Annotated in this window: 21 protein-coding genes and 1 tRNA gene; 8 read left to right on the forward strand and 14 right to left on the reverse strand. The window is 33.6% G+C overall.

The annotated features are described in order from the left end of the window. Window positions 1-70: 70 nt before the first annotated feature. The 3 genes from ACVEGE_RS05845 to ACVEGE_RS05855 all read right to left on the reverse strand — a co-directional run bounded on the left by ACVEGE_RS05845 (window position 71) and on the right by ACVEGE_RS05855 (window position 4,182). Window positions 71-1,066, reverse strand: a complete 996-nt coding sequence (locus tag ACVEGE_RS05845; protein ID WP_192499706.1) for an aspartate-semialdehyde dehydrogenase — start codon at window positions 1,064-1,066, stop codon at window positions 71-73. A gap of 159 nt (window positions 1,067-1,225) precedes the next feature. After that, entirely contained in the window at window positions 1,226-1,642 is a 417-nt protein-coding gene (mscL, locus tag ACVEGE_RS05850; protein ID WP_173853764.1) for a large conductance mechanosensitive channel protein MscL, read from the reverse strand. 95 nt (window positions 1,643-1,737) lie between these two features. Continuing rightward, window positions 1,738-4,182 (reverse strand): bifunctional UDP-N-acetylmuramoyl-tripeptide:D-alanyl-D-alanine ligase/alanine racemase, encoded by a 2,445-nt coding sequence (locus ACVEGE_RS05855; RefSeq protein WP_192499705.1) that lies wholly within the window; start codon window positions 4,180-4,182, stop codon window positions 1,738-1,740. Between the two features lie 235 nt (window positions 4,183-4,417). Here ACVEGE_RS05855 and ACVEGE_RS05860 point away from each other — a divergent pair, with 235 nt between their 5' ends. Continuing rightward, window positions 4,418-5,023, forward strand: coding sequence for a hypothetical protein (locus ACVEGE_RS05860; RefSeq protein ID WP_173853766.1), 606 nt, complete (start codon window positions 4,418-4,420; stop codon window positions 5,021-5,023). Here the strand turns inward: ACVEGE_RS05860 and ACVEGE_RS05865 are convergent. The 3 genes from ACVEGE_RS05865 to ACVEGE_RS05875 form a co-directional block, all read right to left on the reverse strand. Then, window positions 5,018-5,743 (reverse strand): porin family protein, encoded by a 726-nt coding sequence (locus tag ACVEGE_RS05865; protein ID WP_173853767.1) that lies wholly within the window; start codon window positions 5,741-5,743, stop codon window positions 5,018-5,020. The genes ACVEGE_RS05860 and ACVEGE_RS05865 overlap by 6 nt on opposite strands. Window positions 5,744-5,863: 120 nt before the next feature. Next, window positions 5,864-5,950 (reverse strand) — tRNA-Ser (locus ACVEGE_RS05870). Between the two features lie 96 nt (window positions 5,951-6,046). Continuing rightward, a complete protein-coding gene (locus ACVEGE_RS05875) occupies window positions 6,047-6,919 on the reverse strand; it encodes a LysR substrate-binding domain-containing protein (protein ID WP_173853768.1) in 873 nt (290 codons plus the stop codon). A gap of 90 nt (window positions 6,920-7,009) precedes the next feature. On the opposite strand from ACVEGE_RS05875, the gene ACVEGE_RS05880 reads away from it, so the two are divergent. Further along, on the forward strand, window positions 7,010-8,248 hold the full coding sequence (locus ACVEGE_RS05880; protein WP_192499704.1) for an MFS transporter: 1,239 nt from the start codon (window positions 7,010-7,012) through the stop codon (window positions 8,246-8,248). Between the two features lie 16 nt (window positions 8,249-8,264). On the opposite strand, the gene ACVEGE_RS05885 is transcribed toward ACVEGE_RS05880, so the two are convergent. The 3 genes from ACVEGE_RS05885 to ACVEGE_RS05895 are packed head-to-tail and all read right to left on the reverse strand — an operon-like array spanning window position 8,265 to window position 11,250. Next, window positions 8,265-9,296 (reverse strand): asparaginase, encoded by a 1,032-nt coding sequence (locus tag ACVEGE_RS05885; protein ID WP_192499703.1) that lies wholly within the window; start codon window positions 9,294-9,296, stop codon window positions 8,265-8,267. Continuing rightward, window positions 9,280-10,422 (reverse strand): 1-acyl-sn-glycerol-3-phosphate acyltransferase, encoded by a 1,143-nt coding sequence (locus ACVEGE_RS05890; RefSeq protein ID WP_173853771.1) that lies wholly within the window; start codon window positions 10,420-10,422, stop codon window positions 9,280-9,282. The genes ACVEGE_RS05885 and ACVEGE_RS05890 overlap by 17 nt, the downstream gene beginning before the upstream one ends. 60 nt (window positions 10,423-10,482) lie before the next feature. Further along, window positions 10,483-11,250, reverse strand: coding sequence for a TatD family hydrolase (locus ACVEGE_RS05895; RefSeq protein WP_192499702.1), 768 nt, complete (start codon window positions 11,248-11,250; stop codon window positions 10,483-10,485). 92 nt (window positions 11,251-11,342) lie between these two features. Between ACVEGE_RS05895 and ACVEGE_RS05900 the strand changes: the two genes are divergently transcribed. Then, window positions 11,343-11,780 carry a retropepsin-like aspartic protease gene (locus ACVEGE_RS05900; RefSeq protein WP_173856712.1) on the forward strand — a complete coding sequence of 146 codons (438 nt, stop codon included), beginning with the start codon at window positions 11,343-11,345 and terminating at the stop codon, window positions 11,778-11,780. 38 nt (window positions 11,781-11,818) lie between these two features. Here ACVEGE_RS05900 and ACVEGE_RS05905 read toward each other — a convergent pair whose 3' ends face one another. The 3 genes from ACVEGE_RS05905 to ACVEGE_RS05915 all read right to left on the reverse strand — a co-directional run bounded on the left by ACVEGE_RS05905 (window position 11,819) and on the right by ACVEGE_RS05915 (window position 17,652). Continuing rightward, on the reverse strand, window positions 11,819-13,456 hold the full coding sequence (locus ACVEGE_RS05905; protein ID WP_192499701.1) for a WG repeat-containing protein: 1,638 nt from the start codon (window positions 13,454-13,456) through the stop codon (window positions 11,819-11,821). Window positions 13,457-13,549: 93 nt separating this feature from the next. Beyond that, the gene (gene odhB, locus ACVEGE_RS05910) at window positions 13,550-14,767 is read right to left on the reverse strand and encodes a 2-oxoglutarate dehydrogenase complex dihydrolipoyllysine-residue succinyltransferase (RefSeq protein WP_192499700.1); all 1,218 of its coding nucleotides are present in this window, start codon (window positions 14,765-14,767) and stop codon (window positions 13,550-13,552) included. Between the two features lie 107 nt (window positions 14,768-14,874). After that, window positions 14,875-17,652 carry a 2-oxoglutarate dehydrogenase E1 component gene (locus ACVEGE_RS05915; RefSeq protein ID WP_192499699.1) on the reverse strand — a complete coding sequence of 926 codons (2,778 nt, stop codon included), beginning with the start codon at window positions 17,650-17,652 and terminating at the stop codon, window positions 14,875-14,877. Window positions 17,653-17,769: 117 nt separating this feature from the next. Here ACVEGE_RS05915 and ACVEGE_RS05920 point away from each other — a divergent pair, with 117 nt between their 5' ends. Beyond that, entirely contained in the window at window positions 17,770-18,315 is a 546-nt protein-coding gene (locus tag ACVEGE_RS05920) for a hypothetical protein (protein WP_173853781.1), read from the forward strand. A 76-nt stretch (window positions 18,316-18,391) separates the two neighbouring features. Here the strand turns inward: ACVEGE_RS05920 and ACVEGE_RS05925 are convergent, their stop codons facing one another. Beyond that, window positions 18,392-18,745: a hypothetical protein gene (locus ACVEGE_RS05925; RefSeq protein WP_173856707.1), complete on the reverse strand. Its 354-nt coding sequence runs from the start codon at window positions 18,743-18,745 to the stop codon at window positions 18,392-18,394. Window positions 18,746-18,824: 79 nt separating this feature from the next. Beyond that, window positions 18,825-19,799, reverse strand: coding sequence for a polyprenyl synthetase family protein (locus tag ACVEGE_RS05930; protein ID WP_173853783.1), 975 nt, complete (start codon window positions 19,797-19,799; stop codon window positions 18,825-18,827). 160 nt (window positions 19,800-19,959) lie between these two features. Here ACVEGE_RS05930 and ACVEGE_RS05935 point away from each other — a divergent pair, with 160 nt between their 5' ends. From ACVEGE_RS05935 to ACVEGE_RS05950, 4 genes are all read left to right on the forward strand, one after another. Beyond that, window positions 19,960-20,502 (forward strand): YceI family protein, encoded by a 543-nt coding sequence (locus ACVEGE_RS05935; protein WP_173853784.1) that lies wholly within the window; start codon window positions 19,960-19,962, stop codon window positions 20,500-20,502. 189 nt (window positions 20,503-20,691) lie between these two features. Next, window positions 20,692-21,291, forward strand: a complete 600-nt coding sequence (locus tag ACVEGE_RS05940; RefSeq protein WP_173853785.1) for a TetR/AcrR family transcriptional regulator — start codon at window positions 20,692-20,694, stop codon at window positions 21,289-21,291. Then, window positions 21,291-22,631 (forward strand): TolC family protein, encoded by a 1,341-nt coding sequence (locus ACVEGE_RS05945; protein WP_192499698.1) that lies wholly within the window; start codon window positions 21,291-21,293, stop codon window positions 22,629-22,631. The genes ACVEGE_RS05940 and ACVEGE_RS05945 overlap by 1 nt, the downstream gene beginning before the upstream one ends. 1 nt (window position 22,632) lies before the next feature. Continuing rightward, window positions 22,633-23,697, forward strand: a complete 1,065-nt coding sequence (locus ACVEGE_RS05950; protein WP_173856703.1) for an efflux RND transporter periplasmic adaptor subunit — start codon at window positions 22,633-22,635, stop codon at window positions 23,695-23,697. Window positions 23,698-23,744: the final 47 nt, after the last annotated feature.

Genomic DNA, 23,744 nt, shown 5'->3' on the forward strand with positions numbered 1-23,744 from the left:
AAACCACCTAAAATAACAAAACCTAGATTTTATTATTTTAGATGGTTCTTATATTTAGTATAAAATACTATTATACTAACTCGGCTGCAACTAAGTATTCAGCAATTTGAATGGTATTAGTAGCCGCTCCTTTACGCAAGTTATCCGCAACAATCCACATGTTTAATGTATTGGGTTGACTCTCGTCACGACGAATTCTACCCACAAATACATCGTCTTTACCTTGTGCATATATTGGCATAGGATACGTATAAGTATCATTATTATCTTGAACTACTACACCATCAGTATGGTGTAAAATATTTCTAATATCAGAAACTACAAAGTCATTTTTAAATTCGACATTTACAGCTTCACTATGACCTCCTACAATAGGCACACGCACGGCAGTAGCAGTAACAGCTATTGTTTTGTCATCAAGAATTTTTTGAGTTTCGCGAACTAATTTCATTTCTTCCTTAGTGTATCCGTTTTCTTCAAATGAATCACATTGAGGAATCGCATTTCTATGAATTGGGTATTTATACGCCATTTCGCCTTGCTTTCCAGCATATTCATTTTCTAATTGCTCGACTGCTTTTACTCCTGTTCCAGTAATTGATTGGTAAGTAGAAACAATGACACGCTTAATATTGTATTTTTTATGCAAAGGTGCTAATACCAATACCATCTGGATAGTAGAACAGTTGGGATTAGCAATAATTTTATCTTCTTTAGTTAATGAAGAGGCATTAATTTCAGGTACGATTAGTTTTTTTGTAGGGTCCATTCTCCAAGCAGAAGAGTTGTCTATCACTGTTGTACCAGCCGCAGCAAACTTTGGAGCCCACTCTAATGAAGTATCACCACCTGCCGAAAACAAAGCAATATCTGGTTGCATTGCAACAGCTGTAGCTAAACCTACCACACTATAGTTTTTACCATTAAAGGCAATTTCCTTACCTACGGATCTTTCTGAAGCAACAAGAATCAATTCATCAGCAGCCGACACAAAATTCCTTTCTGCTAATACTTGTAACATAACCTCTCCAACCATACCGGTTGCACCTACAACTGCTATTTTCATTTCTATATTTTTATAATTGAATATTAAATTTGAATTACAAAAGTAAGTAATAAAGAAATCAAAACAAGACGCTTCACAAAAAATAACAAAATGTTACAAATAAAACATAGACAAAAAAAGCCCCGTCAATGACGAGGCTTTTTAAAGTTATATACAAATTTATTTTTTCAATAAATCTCTAATTTGTATCAATAGCTCTTCTTGCGTAGGGCCAGCTGGTGCTGCAGGAGCTGCTGCTTCTTTCTTTTTACTTTTCTCAGCTGCTCTTAAAATTACGAATACAAAAAATGCAATAATTACAAAATTAATAATCGCTTGCACTAGGTTACCGTATGTCATCACAGCTGCTCCAGCTTCTTTTGCTGCATCAAGGTTAGCATAGCTCTCACCGTTTAAAGCGATAAACTTAGTTGTAAAGTCTACTCCTCCTGTTAATAAACCAATAACTGGCATAATAATATCATCAACGGCTGAACCGATCACTTTACTAAAGGCACCACCAATTACTACAGCAGTTGCTAAACTTAACACATCACCTTTCATTAAAGATGCTTTAAAATCACTGAAAAATCCCATACTTTTTATTTTTTAGGTTTAATTATTATTTTCTTATTAAACGAAATTAAGATTTTTTTAACATAATACCCAATTTTGCCGTTGTTAATCACTAATTAACGATAAAAAACACGTTTTACCCGTTGTGATATGCTCGTTAAAATTTCATACGGTATAGTATTAAGCTTTTTTGCAATGTAAGATACTGTGGGCTTTTCGCCAAAAATAATCACTGAATCACCCTCTGTGCAGTCAATTTCGGTTACATCAACCATTAACATATCCATGCAAATGCTCCCTAAAATTTTAGCCTTTTTGTCTTTAATATTTACAAAACCTACTCCATTACCCCAGCCTCTCGATATTCCGTCAGCGTATCCTATAGGAATAGTTGCTACGCGGATTAGTTTATCAGCCATGAATCTTCGACCATAACCTACGCTTTCTCCGGCTCCTATGGTTCTTATTTGAGAAATAACCGACTTCAGTGTTCCTACATTTTCCAGAAACTTTTGCTCTGACGGATCATTTGACACTCCATACAACCCAATTCCTAATCGTACCATATTGTATTGCGCATCTGGATAATTGCTTATTCCAGAGGTGTTCAAAATGTGTCTAATAGGGTTGATATTTAAAGCGGTGACAATCTTTGTAGATAGCTTTTCGAAAATACTTATTTGAGAAATCGTGAATTCACGGTGAACTAAATCATCACTAGTTGCTAAATGGGAAAGAATACTTTGCACTTTTACAGTCTCATTACCTTTTAAAGTAGCAATAAGTTCATCCAAAGCCTCTTCCTCAAAACCCAAACGGTGCATTCCTGTATCTAACTTTATATGTATAGGAAAAGATTTTAAGTTCTTCTGTTTTGCAATTTTCAAAAAGGCGTGTAATCCTTTTAAGCAATATATTTCTGGCTCTAACTGGTGCTGAATAATCGCTGCAAAACTAGTATTCTCTGGATTCAATACCATAATAGGTAAATGTATACCGCCATTTTTTAACGAAATACCTTCATCGGCGAAAGCCACACCTAAATAATCTACTTTATGATGCTCAAGCAAATTTGCAATTTCGAGTCCGCCATTCCCATAACCAAAAGCTTTGACCATAACCATAATTTTCACGTCAGGTTTCAGTTTAGATTTAAAGAAATTCAAGTTGTAACTTATGGCATTCAAATTTATTTCTAATACCGTTTCATGGGTTTTCTCTTCTAGCAAGTAAACAATTTCTTCAAATTGAAAAGAACGGGCTCCTTTAACCAAAATAGTCTCGTTAGCAAAATCTAAACTTTCGAAATTAACAATAAAATCAGCCGTATCCTTGAAAGTAATGCAATTTTCGAACTTATCTTTAAACTCCGAAATTGTTTCTCCAATACCAATTACTCTGTTGATATTGTTCGAAATAATCAATCGTGCCACTCTAGAGTACAACTCCTCATTAGACAAACCACTTTGAAAAATATCCGATAGAATAACCGTTTTCTGCTGGAATTGCTTTTGACTTTCTAAAAAATCCAAAGCAATTTTTAAAGATTGAAAGTCCGAACTATAACTATCATCAATGATCGTACAATTATTAATACCATCTTTAACTTTCAATCGCATTTCTACAGGAAAAAGCAGTAACATTCTAGACTGAATAACAGCATTATCATATTTCAAATACAATAAAACCATCAAGCAGGAAATAGCATTTTCTATTGAAGCTTTGTCTTGAAACGGAATCTTAAATTGATATTCTTTGCCATTATAACGGTAATGAAGTAGCGTATTTTGGTGTTCGGTTTCTTTTTTAAATACAAAAACAGCTGCAGTTTCTTCTTTAAAACTCCATGAAAATACTTTTATATTGGGATTGATAAAAGGATCTACTACTTTATTTTTTTGATAAATTAATACCTCAGCATTTTTAAAAAAAAGTAATTTTTCTTGAATTTTTTGTTCCAAATTTTCAAAGCCTTCATCGTGAGAAGAACCAATGTTTGTCAAAAGACCAATTGTGGGCTGGATCACTTGCTCCAAGCGAGTCATTTCACTAACGGTCGAAATTCCAGCTTCAAAGATCCCTAAGTTGTGCTTTTCATTAATAGCCACCACCGATAGCGGCACACCTACTTGTGAATTGTAACTTTTAGGACTGCGAATAACATTAAAATCAGGGCTTAATAAAAAATTTAACCATTCTTTTACAATTGTTTTTCCGTTGCTACCTGTTAATCCTATTACAGGAAAGTGAAACTGACTGCGGTAATAACCAGCAAATTCTTGAAGTGCGGTAAGCGTATTTTTTACTACTAAAAAATTAGCTTTATCCTCATAACCTTCCGGAATATAAGTCACCACAAAGTTTTGAACACCAGTACTAATTAAGTCACTTATATAACTGTGCGCATCATTATTGGGGCCTACCAAGGCAAAAAACAAGGTGTGTGAACTATTTTGTAAGGAGCGACTATCAATCGATATGGTTTCAATTTCTAAATTTAACTGGGTTCCTAACCATTTTGCTTGAACCACAGGAACAATACTTTTTAAGGCTATACTCATTGTATGAAGACGTAATTACTTTACTATTAAGAATTTTAAATTTAATAAGGAACAAGCAAAGTGCATTACCCCCAATCATTTTCAAAAATACTACTTCTTTTTTAAAACCTAACATTATACCATTTCTATTATGATACTGCTCAATTGTAAAGTTGGATTCGCTTACTTGTTAGCAGGTTTTAGTATTGCAAAGAGTATTTTAGTATATTTGTTTGTGTAACCAATGTATGAAATCTTGAAAAAAATTCTTCCGCTAATCTCTTATATTTTCCATCCGATATTTATTGCTTTGTATGCGACGCTATTTTACCTTTTTTCGAATAATTCGTATTTTATAAATCAAGAAAAGATATTTATTTTATTACAAATTGCTATTATCACGGTCTTAGTACCCATACTGTTTTCGTTTGTATTGCGCTCTACCGGCAAAATAAGCTCGTACATGATTCCGTCAATATCAGAGCGAAAAATACCCTTGGTAATTCATGTTTTTTTAATCATTTTATTAGTTCGTAGAACAATCACCCTAGAACATTATCCTGAATTACACTTTTTCTTTTTAGGGGCATTAATGAGTACTTTGATTGCACTTTTATTACTTTTTGTAAAAACAAAAGCCAGTTTACACATGATGGGTATAAGCGGACTTACCATTTTTGTAATAGGGCTAAGTCTACACGACCAACACCCATATACCTATTTGATAGCAGCGCTTATTTTAATGAATGGTGTTGTAGCCTCATCACGATTAGTAATGAAGGCACATAACCTAAAAGAGCTAATTTTGGGTACCTTAATAGGTGCGATACCTCAAATGCTTTTATTGTATTTGTGGTTATAAAATATAGAAAACTAGTCCAATATTTAAGGCTTTCATATCAATGTTTTTATCTGCTATACTAGCCGATTTAAACATCGAATTCAAACCATAATACGCATAAACATTTACCGTATTGTACCCAACCGAAGCATAAACACCGTATAGAAATTTATTAAAATCCTTATTTCCTTTAATTATGTTTTTTCCAGAACTATCATTGAGTAACGATCTATCATTGAGCAAATAACTAAATTTCACACCACCATATATACGCCAGAACTTGTGACTCTCATACGTTGATGTCCTCCATCTAAACTCAATAGGAACATCTACTAAAAATTGTGAGAATTTGTTTTTGTTATAGTCCGAATCAATAATAGCGTAAACAGCATCTTGATTTGTCCCTGTTATAGCTAAATTTTGAATATAATTATTATAGGTAAATCCAAGTCCCGTAGCAATGGCAATTGTTCTGTCTTTTTTAATAGGCATGTCTCTCAAAAAACCCATCGAAAACCCTGTAGAAAATTTATCCTGAGAAAACCCTGAAGGTTTTGATTGCAAAGTATTATAGGTAAAACTAAAAAAGAATTGATCCTCTCTATATAAAGAGTCAATTTTAATCAATGTCGCTTCATTAATAGTTTCTTGCTCTTGTGAATACATCTTGATACCCGAAAGCAGCAAAAAGCTTAGTACTATTAATTTAGTAAAACAGTAAGTAGTAATGGATTTTTTCATCGAATAGAATAAATTGAATGCTATGGCATTACAAAGATAGGACAATTACTAAGTTTCAAAGTTACATTAAATAGTAAAACAAAAAAATGCTCCCTTTGCAGGAAGCATTCGTTTATTTTGCAGAGAGGATGGGATTCGAACCCACGATGCAGTTACCCACATACTAGCTTTCCAGGCTAGCTCTTTCAACCACTCAGACACCTCTCTAGTTGGGATTGCAAATAACACTAAAAAAATGAGTTATAGCAACAAAATTTAAGTATATTTTTTATCACTTCCCATTTTATTTTTCAGACCAATAACTTAAAGTATTTTTCTAAAAGCGGCAATAAATAAATTTATCGCTTTTTTTTGGTATTCATTATTCAGTGTTAGAATATAAGAAATTCGCTCTGTAGCAACTCCCTCCAGTTTAACTGCTTTAATATTATGCCATCCGCTTAATGCCATTTCAGTAACTACAGTAGCCCATTCGCTGTTTTCTATAATTTGTAACAAAGGATGAATAGCATTTAATTCAATCGGAATTTTAGGTTTCATATTATTTTTCTCGAATAAATTGTCAAGAAACTCCCTAGAATTAAATCCTTGCGAAGGAAGAATCAGCGGAATATCTTCTAACTTTTTGAACGGAATTTGCGTTAACGCGGCTAACGGATTTGTTTTGGCTACAGCCATAACCAACTCAGAGGTAAACAACGGAATTTTTCTAATCCTCGAATCAATTTCATTGGCTGAAATTACCAATACTAAATCCAACTCATTGCTGATTAATTTTTGCTCCAACGGTTCAGTAGCGCCATATTCTACTATTATTTTTAATTTAGGATAGCTTTTAGCAAAAGTTTGCACTACTGGCAACACTAATAGACCAAAAATATAGGTTACTCCTATTCGCAGTTCTCCGCCTATTAATGCGTTTAAATCTTCTATAGCTTGTTTTCCTGATTGTACATCTCCTACGATCTGTTGCGCGTGTTTTAGGAAAAGAGTTCCTGCCTCGGTAAGTTGTATTTTTTTTCCAGTCCTAAGAAACAAAGGCATTCCTAGCTCTTCCTCTAGTTTTTTTATTTGTTGCGAAAGCGCTGATTGCGTCACAAAACATAGTTCGGCTGCTTTAGTAAAATGCAAAACTTCTGCAGTTTTTATAAAATAATTGAGTTGCTGGATTTCCATTATAATAAGTTTAACTACTTGTTATCAGTAAAATTATTAATTTTTCTAATGAATTCAAAATGCCGAAATTTGTAGTAAATAAAATCAGTTATGTTTAAAGCACTCAAATCACGAAATTTCAAACTGTTCTTTTACGGACAATCCGTTTCGGTTATTGGAACTTGGTTGCAAAAAACAGCCGTAAGTTGGATGGTATATAGCATTACAGGATCAGTATTTTTATTAGGGTTAGCAACATTTTTAAGCATGATTCCTTCTTTATTCTTGGCTCCAATAGCCGGAAGTATAATTGGTCGCTATAATAGACATCGCAGTATGATGATCTTGCAATCATTAGCTATGTTACAAGCGGGAGCACTCGCTTTATTGATCTATTTTAAAGTCTACAACATTACTTTTATTCTAGGATTAAGTTTTATTCAGGGAGTTATCAATGCTTTTGACATGACGTGCCGCCAGACAATGATGGTCGATATCGTAGATAATAAAGATGACTTACCAAATGCTGTAGCCTTAAACTCTACCTTGACAAATTTTGCCAGAATTTCTGGACCTGCATTAGCCGGTATCATTCTACATAATTACGGCGAAGACATTTGCTTTATAGGTAATTTTTTAAGCTACATTCCTGTTTTAATATCTTTATCTTTAATGAAAATTAAAAAGGAAGCAAAAGCAACTAATAAACTCCAACTGCTGGATGATTTCATAGAAGGACTGGACTACGTTAAAAAAGAAGGAGAAATGGCAAAGATGTTATTGATGCTCACCTGCAGTAGTTTGTTTGTAATTTCTTTCAACACATTGATACCTGTTTTTGCAAAAGACATTTTTAATGGAAATGCACAAACATTTAGTTGGTTTGAAAGTGCGGCAGGAATTGGAGCCATAATCTCAGCTATTTATCTTGCTAATATAAAATCAGTAGAGAACATCAATAAAGTAATGATTGGTGCTAGTGTAATATTAGGTTTTAGTATTTTAGTAATTGCCATATCGAGCAATATCATAATTACTCTGCTGTGCATGATTTTAAGTGGCATTGGAATGATGGGGCAAACGTCCTCAATAAACATTTACATACAGACTAAAAGCAGCTCAAAAATGCGTTCCCGTAGCATTAGTTACTACATGATGGCTTTTCAGGGAATGATTCCAGTGGGAAGCTTAATAATAGGGTATTTATCACATCGTATAGGAACAAGAAATACAGTGGCTATTCAAGGAATAATTTGTTTGATATCAGTTGTAGTTTATCTTTATTATGAAAACCAAAAAAAAACCAGCAAGCAAAATACTTGTCCGGTTCATTATAAAGTTAATCCCTAAAAAACATTTTAGATTATTAAAGAGAAATTTCGCCGCGTAGTGACGTTTCAAAAACAGCTTTAAAATTCGTTGGTGCAATATCATGACCCAAGAGATACATTAATTTAGTAATTGCAGCTTCGGTAGTAATGTCTTTACCTGAAATCACCCCTATTTCTTTCAATACCGTACTGGTTTCATATTGTCCCATGTTCACACTTCCTCCAGAGCATTGCGTTACATTAATGATATGTAAACCGTCTAAAATTGCTTTTCGCATCAGCGTTAAAAACCAATCCTCAGTAGGCGCGTTTCCTGAACCATAAGTTTCAAGAACAATTCCTTTTAGGTTTTTTATCGAAAGTATCGCTGACAACACCGCTTCACTCATTCCTGGAAACATCTTGATAATAGCTACATTAGTATCCATTTTTTTATGAACCTTGAAAACGGCATTACCTACAAGCGGCAAGAACAATACAGGATTCAGTTTTAAATGCACACCTGACTCTACTAATTCAGGATAGTTGGGAGAAGTAAATGCTCTAAAATGTTCCGCATTTATTTTAGTTGTGCGGTTTCCTCGGTATAATTTATATTCAAAATACAAACAAACTTCAGATATCACGGGACGACCGTCTTCTAACAAAGAAGCAATTTGAATGGCAGTTATTAAATTTTCTTTAGCATCAGTACGCAAATCACCTATTGGCAACTGTGAACCTGTAAAAACAACTGGTTTTGCTAAATTCTCTAACATAAAACTCAATGCTGATGCCGAGTACGACATAGTATCTGACCCATGTAAAACCACAAACCCATCAAAGGAAGTGTAATTATCCTCAATAACAGCAGCAATATTGTACCATTGCTCAGGATTCATGTTAGACGAATCAATAGGATCCTCAAAAGAATAGGTTTCAATTGCGCAATCTAGTTGCTTCAATTCAGGTATTTTTTGCAAAAGCTTATTAAAATTAAACGCTTTTAAAGCGCCTGTTTCAAAATCCTTACTCATCCCGATGGTTCCACCAGTATATATTAAAAGGATTTTAGCTTTTTGACTCATCTTTATATTTCAATTTATTAAAAACGGGATTAGCGTACATATCCAATATTCCTTGTAAGGCAACTGGATTCTCAGCATCTATTCGCATTTCAAGTCGGCGCTCAAAAAGTGATTTTTCGTTTTCAGTATACAAATGAGCAAATTCATTTGTTTTATTTACAATATCGTATGCGATATAATTTGTAGGCCACAGCTTGTAATTTTTCAAAATAGAATGATCAATTACTTGTGCCAAAGCTTGTATTTGCTTGTTAGCATTATCAAACTCCCCTTTAATTTCGTCTAATTCTTTATCTAAAACATCACCTACGTGAATATGAATTTTTTTCTTTTGACCTAAAATCCCACTCAACAGCGTCATGAAGTCTTCATTTTTCTCTTTAACGTACACTTCATTTTTAGACTCAGCCATTAATTGCGGAATCTTCAAAACATCTGTTGGATCATATTCGTAAGAAATCGAAACAGGAACAACTTTGATTTTTTTAAAATAATCCATCAAATTAGCTTCGTCAGAACCCATAGCAAGCATTTTTAAAACACCTGGATTAGTTGCATCATCACCATCTTTAGTTCTTCCTTCACGCTGCGCAATCCATACAGAACGCGTTTCATGCTGGATTAGATGTCCAATATATTCTGACAATAATTTTGAACTCCCTAGCATTTCTCTTGGTGATAAGCCTCTTTGAACTAAGAAATTTCGGTTCATTTTAGCTAATGTATTCAAGAAATCCTTTTTCACTAGGTTATCTCCAATTGCGGAAGCCGTCATTATCAATCCTTTTTCGAAAAGACAAACATTTAATAATGTAGTATCGAGTACAATATCTCTATGGTTAGAGACAAATAGGTAGGCTTCGTTTTTCTCTAGTTTTTCAAAACCAGAAGTCGTTAACCCTTCAGAACTTTTTTCTAGAACTCTCTGAATTGTATAATAGATAAAATTACATTGAAAATCACGAATAGAATGCGTTTTTCTAAGCTGCTCTTTCCAAACCTCATCAGCAGTATCAGGAAATGTAAAGTTCATCATCGCCTTCATCATGGGATGATTGATCACATTTAAAATGGCCTGATTAATCTCAGAATCATAAAATGGCCTAATAGCGTCAAATTTTTGCATTTTGGTTATTTTAGGTGGCAAATGAACAAAAAAAATATCAATTTATAATGAAATGCATATTTAAATACCAAAAATTACTTTGGAATTTTCCGTAGTAACATTCGCAATTTCTTCTTCTGAAACTTCATATACCGCGGCTAGTTTTGCAACAATATTTTTCAAGTAACTACTTTCGTTTCTTTTTCCTCTAAAAGGAATTGGTGCTAAGTAAGGAGAATCAGTTTCTAAAACAATATGCTTCAACGCTATCGTACTGAGGAACTGATCTATTTTTCCATTTTTAAAAGTAACTACGCCTCCTATTCCTAATTTCATATTATACGAAATGGCCTGAAGCGCTTGCTCATAAGTTCCGGTGAAGCAATGAAAAATACCAAATAAATCAGGTCCTTTTTCTTCTTCTAAAATTTCAAAAACTTCATCAAAAGCATCCCGACAATGAATAACAATTGGCAATTTATACTGTTTTGCTAACTTAATTTGTTCTCTAAAAACAATTTGTTGCTCTTTTAAATGCGTTTTATCCCAGTACAAATCAATCCCAATTTCTCCTATTGCATAGAATTTACGATTAGACAATGCCTCTTTTACATGATTTAACTCCTCAATATAATTCTCTTTTACATACGTAGGATGTAAACCCATCATTAAAAATACGTGCTCAGGATTATTGGCTTCTAAATCATACATTGCCTTAGTGTAGGAAGAGTCAATCGCTGGAATAAAAAAGCGGCTCACACCTGCATCAAGTGCTCTTTGAATCATTTCGGTACGATCTTGATCAAATTCTTCTGAGTATAAATGGGTATGCGTATCGGTAATTATCATTGTATTTATTTAAAAAAGCAAAGTTAGCATTTTGAATCTTGTTTTTTCGATTCTTAGTAATTTAGATTACATTTGAAAATCACAATTAAATTATGAAAAATCTCCACGAAATACTAAAAAAAGAGCATTATAAAAAAGTTAAATTTAAAATCACCAAAACGCAACATCTCTTAGTCACGGCAAAGATCAATGGTGTCAAAGGGAATTTTATTCTGGACACAGGCGCCTCAAATAGCTGTATAGGGTTTGAAAGTATTGAGTTTTTTAAGCTTACCGCCAAAGAATCAAAAACAAAAGCTTCGGGCGCTGGAGCAACCGGGATGAGAACTCAATCAGCAGCGAACTTGCAACTCCAGTTAGGTTTTTGGAAAAACAATGCAATTGAACTTGTGATTTTTGATTTATCCCATGTAAACGAAGCCTTAATCGAACACAAATCTAAAGCTGTCCACGGAATCATAGGTGCTGATGTTTTATTAAAAGGAAAAGCAATTATTGATTACTGCAACAACTATTTGTATTTGCAGTAAGCAACAATTGCCCTTTTTATATTGTAAATTAGGAAAGATTAGATTTTGACCGATTTAGTATTATCGTTTAAATTTAGCTTGTAAATTGCGGTACCTATAGTACCGTAGTTTCCAGTTTTATCAATTATTATTTGATCATAAATGCAAGCTGTCGTTTCTTTTTGTGTCAGTAGATTATAGATTCCAACTTTATTTTTACTTTTTACAATAATCATGTTATTAAATTCTCCCGTGATATCGTCGTACTTAGTTTCTAAAACTTCTTTCCCTAACATATCTAGCAATCCCAGTTTTGACTTACTTTTAAACAGTAAGAAATTACATTTTCTAACCGTATTGTAGTACGAATTTCTAACATCTAACGATACGATAGGCGTAATGAAATCATAGTCCTTTGCCGTTATTTTGCGCGAACTTTTATCAAGCATTGTATATTTCTTATCCTCTTTAGCGATGTATATGTAATTGCTTGAATAGTTCTTGAACACTATTTTCTCTATCGACTCATATACGCACGGAGCAATTAATTTTCCGTATGAATCTAATATACCAAATTTATCGTTTTTCTTTACAAGCAACGATTCTTTATCAGCAATGATAGCATCGTATTCACAGGTTACGATTTCGTGTGGACTCCCGTTATTTACCTGAATCATTCCGCATTTATCGCCTTGCTTAGAAGTTAGACTATTAGAATACGAAGTATTTATAAAATCATATTCAAATGGTAAAGAAACCTCTCCATTAGCCTTAATGCAACCGTACTTTCCCTCTTTATTAATCGCTAGGTAAGAACCATCATTATATCTAGAAGACCTAATATTTTGATATTCAATAGGAACAATCACTTTTTCATTCTCATCAATAATTCCCATTTTATCATTTAACTTGACGATAAAATTTTTACTATCCCTAATGGTATGCAATTCCTGATACCAATTTTTAAGAACTGTTTTATTGTCAATTGTAATTAAGTTATACCCCTTATCATTGTTTACTTTGTACAGGTTATTGTTTCTAAGCTTACTAAAACTTTTATATTCACAAGGAACCACAAATTGATTGCGTAATAAGCTATAGACTCCTCTAAGCGAGTTTTTTTTATCACGTATAAGATAGTAATTATCAATACCTTCAAAACGAGAGATTTCACCCCACTCAAACGGAATCAAAACCTGATTGGCTCTATTTATAAGTCCGTAATAACCTGATTTGGCTCTTGCCAAAAAAATATCGTTTCCAAGATGTTTTAAAGAAGCATACATCATTGGAATCTCCCAATTCTCCTTATCAATATTGAAGAGTCCATAATTAGCTCCAATACCCATACAAAAAGCATTATCTCCACTCACATTATTATAGATTTGTCTATGAAAAAGCATGGGTAAAATCATCTTACCGCGTTTTGAAATTCCGTATTTTCTATCACTAGAACTGTACTTATTATACACCCAATTTGAATCGTCATTTATTTTATCAGTTGAAAGCCTGTTGTATGAATCTGAAACATTAACAACCTCCTCAACCTCATAAACTTCGTCATCATCTACAAGTACTACTTCTCTTATGGTATCATCTTTTTTATCGTTTTTTTTCTTTTGAGCGAATGCAAAATTTGCGTTAATTAATAAAATAGCGAGGGTTAAAACTTTTGTACATTTTCTTAAATCTAGCATCTTTAAAGGTTTTAGTGAATAATAAAACTAAAAAAACCTTAAACAATCGAATGTTTAAGGTTTTTTATATTTTACAATACTAAGGCTAATCAATTACAATTCAAAAGCTTTCTTAGGATTATTGTCTAATAATAGCTCCATAGGGTTTTCTAAAGCTTCTTTAATCGCCACTAAGAAACCAACAGATTCTTTACCATCAATAATTCTGTGATCATAAGATAAAGCTACATACATCATTGGGTGAATTTCCACTTTACCGTTTACGGCAATTGGACGCTCAATAATATTGTGCATACCTAAGATTCCTGATTGTGGAGGATTGATAATAGGAGTTGATAACATAGAACCAAACACACCACCATTAGTGATTGTAAAGGTACCACCAGTCATATCATCAACTGTAATTTGACCATCACGTGCTCTAATCGCTAATCTTTTGATATCTGCTTCTACACCACGGAAAGTTAAATTTTCTGCGTTACGAACAACAGGAACCATTAATCCTTTTGGTCCAGACACTGCGATTGAAATATCACAAAAATCGTAAGCGATTTTATAATCACCATCCATCATAGAGTTTACGTCTGGATATAATTTTAATGCTCTTGTAACCGCTTTAGTAAAGAAAGACATGTATCCAAGACCTACACCACCGTGTTTTGCTTTGAATTCATCTTTGTACTGGTTACGGATTGTGTTGATAGGCGTCATGTTTACTTCGTTAAAAGTAGTCAACATAGCCGTTTCGTTTTTCGCAGCAACTAATCGCTCAGCTACCTTACGACGCAACATTGATAATTTTGTACGCTCTGATCCTCGGCTTCCACCTGTAGGAGTTCCCATTGATGGTACTGCATTTACAGCATCATCTTTAGTAATTCTACCGTCTTTACCAGTTCCTGTTACAGCTGCTGGTGTAATATTTTTTTCATCTAATATTTTTCTTGCTGCTGGTGACGGAGTTCCTGAAGCATAAGTTGCTGTTGGAGCTGCTGCTACTGGAGCCGGAGCTGCTTTTGGCGCTTCAGCTACTAGAGTTGCTGCCGCTGCAGGAGCCGCACCTTCTGGCTTAGCTGCTGCTGTATCAATAAGACAAACAACTGCACCTACCGCTACTGCATCACCTTCTTCGGCTTTTAATGTAATAATTCCGCTTGCTTCAGCTGGTAATTCAAGGGTTGCTTTATCAGAATCAACCTCAGCAATAGCTTGGTCTTTTTCTACATAATCTCCATCTTGCACTAACCAAGTTGCTATTTCAACTTCTTTTATAGATTCCCCTGGTGATGGGACTTTCATTTCTAAAATCATCTTTATAATTTTTTAAATTATGAATTTTATTTGTAGAGTTGTTTTTTAAACAACTACTGTTTATTGTGTGTTTTATTATTTTGCCCTGATGAAACAGGAAATAGTTTCTAAGAATTAAATAAATCTTTATCAAAAACCATTCTGATTGCGTCAGCATGACGGCGTTTTGCTCTTGTTGAACTTCCTGATGCTGATGCAGAATACGCTTTTAACGACGCTAATCTCCATTTTACCAAGTTGAAATTCATTAACATAAAACTATAAGCCCCCATGTTTTTAGGCTCTTCTTGTGCCCAAACATAGTCATCAGCATTAGGATATTGTGCAATAATCGCTTTTAATTGCTCCACTGGTAATGGAAATAATTGTTCGATTCTTACTACAGCCACATCGTTGCGACCGTTTTTTTCTCTCTCTGCAGTGATGTCGTAATAGAATTTTCCTGTACAGAAAACCAATGATTTCACATCAGCTTTATTTACTGTTGAGTCATCAATTGTTTCTTGAAAACTTCCGTTTTCTAATTCTTCAATTGTAGAAACACATCTTGGATCACGCAACAAACTCTTTGGTGTAAACACAATTAACGGTTTACGGAATTTTGTTTTCATTTGTCTTCTCAACAAGTGAAAGAAATTGGCTGGTGTTGTACAATCTGCCACAAACATATTTTGTCTCGCACACAATTGTAAGTAACGCTCCATTCTAGCCGAAGAGTGCTCAGCACCTTGACCTTCGTATCCATGAGGCAATAACAATACAATACCGTTTTGATTGTTCCATTTGTCTTCTCCACAAGAGATGTACTGGTCAATCATAATTTGAGCACCATTAGAGAAATCTCCAAATTGTGCTTCCCAAATTGTCAATGTGTTTGGGTTTGCCAAAGCATAACCATAATCAAATCCTAGAACACCATATTCAGACAAGAAGGAATTAAAGATATTAAAGTTCCCTTTTTTACCTTCAAGGTTGTTGATTAAAACAACTTCTTCTTCTGAATCTTCTACTTTAATTACTGCGTGACGGTGAGAGAAAGTTCCACGCTCTACGTCTTGTCCAGAAATACGAACATCGTATCCTTCTTGCAACAATGAACCATAAGCTAAGTGTTCAGCCATTCCCCAATCTAACTTGTTAGTCTCAAAAAACATTGTTTTTCGGTCGTTAACTAGTTTTTGGATTTTGTTCATGAACTTCTTATCTGATGGCAAGTTACTCACTGCATTAGCTACTTGAGTTAATCCCTCTCTTGAGAAAGAAGTATCTACTTTTAGTAACATTTGTTTATCAGTAACTTGTTCAAATCCCAACCATTCATTTTTCATAAATGGGGTAATAATGGTCAAATCTTTTTTACGTGAAGCTTCTAAATTAGCTTCCATGTTAGATTTGTATTCTATCTCAAGTGCATTTACATAAGTTGCATCGATTACTCCATCTGAAAGTAATTTTTCAGCATAAAGGTCTCTTGGATTCTTATGTTTTGCAATGATTTTATACAATACCGGCTGTGTAAAACGAGGTTCATCACCTTCATTATGACCGTATTTTCTATATCCTAATAAGTCAATGAATACGTCGCGACCAAACTGCATTCTGAAATCCAATGCAAAATTCATTGCGTGAACTACTGCCTCAGCATCATCAGCATTTACATGTAATACTGGAGACAAAGTTACTTTAGCCACATCAGTACAATATGTAGAAGAACGAGCATCTAAATAATTTGTAGTAAAACCAACTTGATTGTTAATTACAATATGGATTGTTCCACCCGTTTTGTATCCATCAAGTTGAGCCATTTGGATAATTTCATAAAGAATTCCTTGTCCTGCAATTGCGGCATCACCGTGAACGGCAATAGGCAACACTTTAGAAAAATCATTAGGGAAATATTTATCTTGTTTAGCTCTAGTGATTCCTTCAATTACCGCACCTACTGTTTCAAGGTGAGAAGGATTAGGAGCAAGATTGATATTGATTTTTTTACCTGTACTTGTAATTTTATCAGCCGTAAGACCCAAGTGGTACTTTACATCTCCGTCAAAATATTCTTTATCGTAATCTTTACCATCAAACTCGCCAAAAATATCTTGAGTCGATTTACCAAAGATGTTAGCAAGAATGTTCAAACGACCACGGTGTGCCATTCCCATTACAAATTGCTCAACTCCTTTTTCTGCAGCTCTTTCAATTAAAGTATCAAGTGCAGGAATAATTGATTCTCCTCCTTCTAATGAAAAACGTTTTTGACCTACATATTTAGTATGCAAGAAATTTTCAAATGAAACTGCTTGATTCAGTTTATTCAAGATTCCTTTCTTTTCATCTGCCGAAAAGTTAGGTTGGTTGTCGTTAACCCCTATTTTATCTTGAATCCATTTAACAATTTCTGGCTTTCTAATATACATATACTCCACCCCTATGTGCTGGCAGTAAATTGTATCTAGGTGTTTGATAATATCTGTTAGCGTACATGGTGCAATCCCAATAATTTTAGCAGCATCAAAAACAGTGTTTAAATCTGCTGATGTAAGTCCAAAATTTGTAATGTCAAGATTGGGCTCAAAAGTCCTTCTGTCTCTTACTGGGTTTGTTTTAGTAAATAAATGCCCGCGAGAACGGTATCCTTCTACTAGTTTTAAAACATTGAACTCCTTTTGAAGTTTTTCTGAAATTTGAGAGTAGTCAATAGAACCTGAAGTCTCATTGACTATATGCTGTACAGGATTTTCACCATTATAAGTCTCCATTCCAAAGTCGAAACCTTGAAAAAAACTTCTCCAGCTTGGCTCAACGCTATCTGGGTTCTCTAAGTACTGGTCGTATAATTGTGCGAAAAATTCTGTATGTGCTGCGTTTAAAAATGAAAACCTATCCATAATATTTAGTGAATATACTTTTTGTTAAAATAGTTTGACAAAAGTACAATAATCCACTAAATTTACATTTATATTAAGTTACATTTATATGTTAAAATGTTAAAAAATTAAGTACTTATGAGAAAAAAGCCCATTAACAGCCTTTTAAAACACGTTTTACTTGTTCTAATTCTAGTCATTTCTAACAATTCAATAGCTCAACAACAGCCTAATAGCTCAAAATACGGAAGTGATTTTTGGGATAAAGTCCAAATTGGAGGTGGTTTAGGTCTAGGATTTGGATCTGGATACACTGATATTTCCATTTCCCCTAGCGCAATCTATAATTTCAATGATTATGTTGCTCTTGGAGCCGGTGTACAATATAGTTATGTGAGTCTAAAAAATAATTACAGCTCTAATTTATACGGCGGTAGCATCATTGCGCTATTTAACCCAATCAGAGAAATCCAACTTTCAGCAGAATTAGAGGAACTTAGAGTAAACACAACATACGACGGAATTGATGGTCGAACAGATGATTTCTGGAATACTGGTTTATTTCTAGGAGCAGGATACCGCACTAACAATGTAACTATTGGCGCACGTTATAATGTATTACATGACGACAATAATCGTGTTTACAATGATGCGTTCATGCCTTTTGTACGTGTATACTTTTAATTATTAAGAGCTTTATGTACCAATGATAAAATGCTATACTTATTTAAATAAATCACATTAGACAATAGAATCTTTTTTAGCGGTATTTATTTTTAAACCACACTTTTTGCCACTCTCTTTTTAGAATTAGGAAGGCAACTTGTTCTGATAGAATAACTAAATCTGAGCCATCAAGTTTTTTAACTTCTTCCTCAGCAACATCAATAATATAAAGTAGGTTTAAATATTCAGCAAATTTATACTGAATCATGCGATAGACTTTTTCGTGCAACTGAATTTTAAGTTCTTCTGCAGTTATACTCATTGGAAAATCAATCCCTTCGTTAGCCAAATTGAAATCTTTATTGATTTGTTCGATTAATTTCAAATACAAAGACTCCCCTTCTGCTTCAAGCAGTAACAAGTCGGTATTTAATGGCGCTATAAACATATAATTTTAATTTCGATTCTAAAACCAGTGGTATTCAATAATCGAAATTAAATTTCGCTATTGTTATATTATTCTAAAACTATACTTTTCTTCCCATTAGGTTTTCACCAAATGCTCTTAATATTTCTTTCTTATCTTTACTAATATTCATTTTATCTAAAGTATCAAAAGCTTTAAAAGTATATTCTTGCATGGCATCTTGAGTAATTTTTGAAGCTCCCGAAGAATTAAATAGTGCCTTTACAGCTTCAATTTTATCTGTGTTATCTTCTGGATTAGAAGCAAATAAATCCTGCAACTCCGTTTGCACTTCATTTGAAGAAAACTCCATTGCTTTTAAATACAAATAGGTTTTTTTATTTTCGATAATATCACCTCCTACTTGTTTACCAAAGGTTTCCGGATTACCAAAAGCATCTAAATAATCATCTTGCAATTGAAAAGCTATTCCGAGATTCAAACCAAATTCGTAAATAAAATTCGCATTTTCCTCAGATGTACCTGCAACTATTGCTCCCATTTTCATGGCGGCAGCAACAAGAACAGCTGTTTTATATTCGATCATTTTAAGGTACTCCTCAATCGTAACATCATTGCGAGTTTCAAAATCTACATCCCATTGTTGTCCTTCACAAACTTCAAGCGCTGTTTTGCTAAACAATTTAGCTAATTGCATGAAAACAGCTGGCTCGTATTGTTCAAAATACTGGTAGGCCAATATCAGCATTGCGTCTCCAGATAAAATTCCTGTATTAAGATCCCACTTTTCATGAACCGTTACTTGACCTCTTCGTAAAGGAGCTTCGTCCATAATATCATCATGAACTAAAGAGAAATTATGAAAAACCTCCACAGCCATAGCCGCCGGAAGTGCTTTATTATAATCAACATCAAAAACCTCTACAGCCATCAAGGTTAATACGGGACGCATTCTTTTACCTCCTAAGCCCAAAATATAGGTTATAGGATTATATAAATTTCGAGGCTCACGCGCTATAGATTGTGTATTTAGGTAAGTAACAAAGAATTCTTGGTATTGATTAATGGCATGCATAAAAATTATTTTTCGGCTAATTTACAGCATTCACACCTGATTACAAACTTGTAACCTTAAGTAAATGTTAAAAAAAAGGAAAAACAGCGGAAACTATTTTGGTGTTCAAAGTTTCCGTATTACATTTGCAGCAGAATTTAACATTTAGAAATGTATCCTAATGACAACAACTTTACCCATAAATACCACAAAATGGACAATTGACTCTAGTCAGTCAGATGTTTTAATAAAAGCAAGACACTCTATAATTGCTTATATAGCGGGATCATCAAACAAATTCAAAGGATCGATTGACATCCAAGATAATGAAGTAGAAGACGCTTCGATAGAATTTGTTTTAGACCTTAAAAACACCCAATATGATCTTGAAAAAATAGACAGTCCTGTAATAATAAGTGACTATATTGATAATAACGAGTTTCCATATATAAGCTTTAAATCGATTTCCTTTCAAAAGATTAATCACAATATTAACTTTTTAAAAGGATACCTTACTGTTAAGGATATTACGAAAGTAGTAGAGCTTGATGCCGAATTAGTGAATATCGATACCCAAAACGGAATCAAAAAGGCGATTTTTGAAGTTACCGGTCAAATAAAAAGCAAGGATTTTCTACTAGCAGCAAACTCTTACACAGAGGCTGGCGGAATTGCTTTAGGTCCAGATATTAAGTTAATAGCCAACTTAGAATTTGTTATCTAAACAACTTAAATAGTACGGAATATTAAACACACTTTGATCATTCGATAATAATAATCAGTTTGAATTCCCTGTATTACAGTTACTTTAAAACTCTATTAACAAGTTACATACCTTAAAATTTTATAACTATTGACAACTAAACTAACAAAGAAATCCTTAATTTAAGTGTTTCTTTGCGAAAGAGAAAAGATGAAAGAAAAAATTATAGCTAAAGCAAGCGAGATGTTTATTAAGCTAGGCTTTAAAAGCATTACCATGGACGACATTGCAGGCGAGATGTGTATTTCTAAAAAAACAATTTACAAATACTTTTGCAATAAAGAAATCTTAGTTGAAGAAAGCACCGCGCTACTACACAAGGAGATACACGAAACCATTGACTCAATCATTAAGTTGAATTATAATGCAATTAAAGAGAATTTTAAAATTCGGGAAATGTTTGGGGAAATGTTCCAATCAACGGCAGATACCTCTCCTGTTTTTCAATTAAAAAAGCACTATCCTGAAATTTACGAAAAGGTAATGCTTAAAGAAATTGACGAATGTTCAATGTGGTTTAGACATAATATTCAAAAAGGAATTGAAAGCGGTTTTTATAGAACCAACCTAAATATTACTAATTATGTTAATTTTTATTACATACTCATTTTCAACATTAATGGCAACACAAAATCAGAAAAAGAAGCGCGATTACTTGAACTCGAAGCATTAGAATACCACATAAGAGCCATGGCAACGCCTAAAGGAATTATAGAACTAGAAAAAAACTTACTAAACCCAGACATCTAATGAAAAAACTATTAGTACTAACATTCTTAACATTGGCACTTACAGCCCAATCACAAGAAATAAAGAGGTTAACGCTCAAAGATGCGATTAACTACGCGCTAGAAAACAAAGCCGATGCCAAAAAAGCAAAACTAAAAGTAGAAAATAGTGAATACCAAATTCAAGAAGTGCGCTCTAGAGCTCTACCACAAATTGCTGCAAATGGGAGTTTGAATTACAATCCTATTTTACAAACAAGTGTCATTGATGGAGGCTCGTTTGGGCAACCGGGAACTAGTATTCAAGCTACTTTTGGACAAAAATGGTCTTCTACAGCAGGATTATCACTAACACAAAATTTGTTTGACCAGTCAGTTTTCACAGGTTTGAAAGCAGCAAAAACTACAAGAGAGTTTTATCAAATTAATGAAATACTTACTGAAGAGCAAGTTATAGAAAGAGTCGCAAATAACTACTACGCAGTATATGTACAAAGACAAAATTTAACTGTTTTAGATAGTACTTATAAAAATACCACTAAGGTTAAAAACATCATCAAAGGACAATATGATAATGGATTAGCTAAAAAAATTGACTTAGACCGAATTTTAGTAAAAATCTCAAACATCGACACCCAACGTCAACAAGTTTTAAATGCGGTTCAATTGCAAGAGAATGCTTTAAAATTTTACATGGGAATGCCTATTGCAACTATTATTGAAATTCCGCAAACTGAGTTTGAAGTAACTCCTCAAGCATTTACCGAAGAGCCAAATACTGAAACGAGAACCGAGTATTTACTAGTAAGAAAGCAAGAACAGTTATTAGAATTTCAAAAGAAAGCCGTAACAGCAGCTTACTATCCTACGCTATCATTAACTGCAGGCTACAACTATATAGGACAAGGTCCAAATATGCCTTGGGGAGCAAAACCAGTTGATGGCGTTTACTGGTCTGATTATTCTGCTATAGGTTTAAATTTAAGAGTACCTATCTTCTCAGGATTTGCTACGCGTTCAAAAATCAGACAAGCTGATGTTGACTTGCGTTCTATTAAAGAGGATTTGATTGATACTAAGTTATCACTTGATTTGGCTTTCGCCAATGCTAAAACTCAAATCGACAATAGTCTTGTTACGATCAAAAATCAAAAAAGTAACGCACAGTTAGCTCAAGAAGTATTAGACAATACTAAAAATAATTACATACAAGGATTAACCTCATTAACTGACTTGCTAGATGCTGAAAATGCATTTACTGAAGCACAAAACAACTATACGGCAGCAGTATTAGACTATAAATTAGCCGAAATTCAATTAATCAAATCAAAAGGAGAACTTAAAACACTTATAAATAACTAATATGAAAAAGAATTTTACAATAGTACTGGTAATAGTTGCTGTCTTAGCAGTGATAGGGTATGTTTTAACAAAAAACAAAGAAGAGAACAAAGCTAAAACAGATATCGTTGCAACAAAAAATGCTGCTGTATCCGTTAAAACAACTCAGGTAAAAACAGAAGCTGTTTCTTTAGACTTTTTAGCTAATGGAAACTTTGAACCAATACAAGAATTGACTTTTTCTGCAGAGAAATCTGGAAAAGTAATTAGTGTTTTAGTAAAAGAAGGAGACTATGTTAACGTAGGTCAAACTTTAGTAATCGTAAGAAGCGATGTTGTAAATGTAAATGCACAAACAGCTAAAGCATCTTATGACAATGCAAAAGCAGATTATGCTAGATATGAAAATGCTTTTAAAACTGGTGGAGTTACAAAACAACAATTAGACCAAGCTAAATTAGCCTTAACTAATGCAGGATCTAACTTGACTCAAGCAAATATTAATGTAGGAGACACTAGAGTTAAAGCACCTATAAAAGGGTTCATCAATAAAAAATATATTGAGCCAGGTTCTATATTGACTGGAATGCCAGCAAGCCCAATGTTTGACATTGTAAATGTTTCTAAACTTAAATTAAAAGTTACTGCTAACGAAAGCCAAGTTGCTAGCCTAAAAATAGGAAACCCTGTTAATGTTACTGCAAGTGTTTTTCCTGATAAAACATTTACTGGTAAAATCACTTTTATTGCTGCAAAAGCTGATGAGAGTTTGAACTTTGCTGTTGAAATCGAAATTGCTAATAGCAGTGATAACAACCTAAAAGCGGGAATGTACGGTACAGCTAACTTTGCTTCTAAACAAAAACAAGAATTAAAAGTAGTTCCAAGAAATGCATTTGTAGGAAGCGTAAGCAGCAACCAAGTTTTTGTTGTTGAAAACGGAAAAGCAAAATTGAAAAAAGTAGTTGCGGGAAGAATTTTAGGAGAACAAGTAGAAATAGTTGATGGATTAGCTGACGGAGAAGCGGTGATTACTACAGGACAAATCAACTTACAAGATGGTAGCTCAGTAGAAATTATCAAATAATTTTTTGATAAAGAAACTAATCCTAATTGTTCCTAACCCCAAGGGTT

It is taken from the genome of Flavobacterium sp. PL002 (assembly GCF_054165825.1).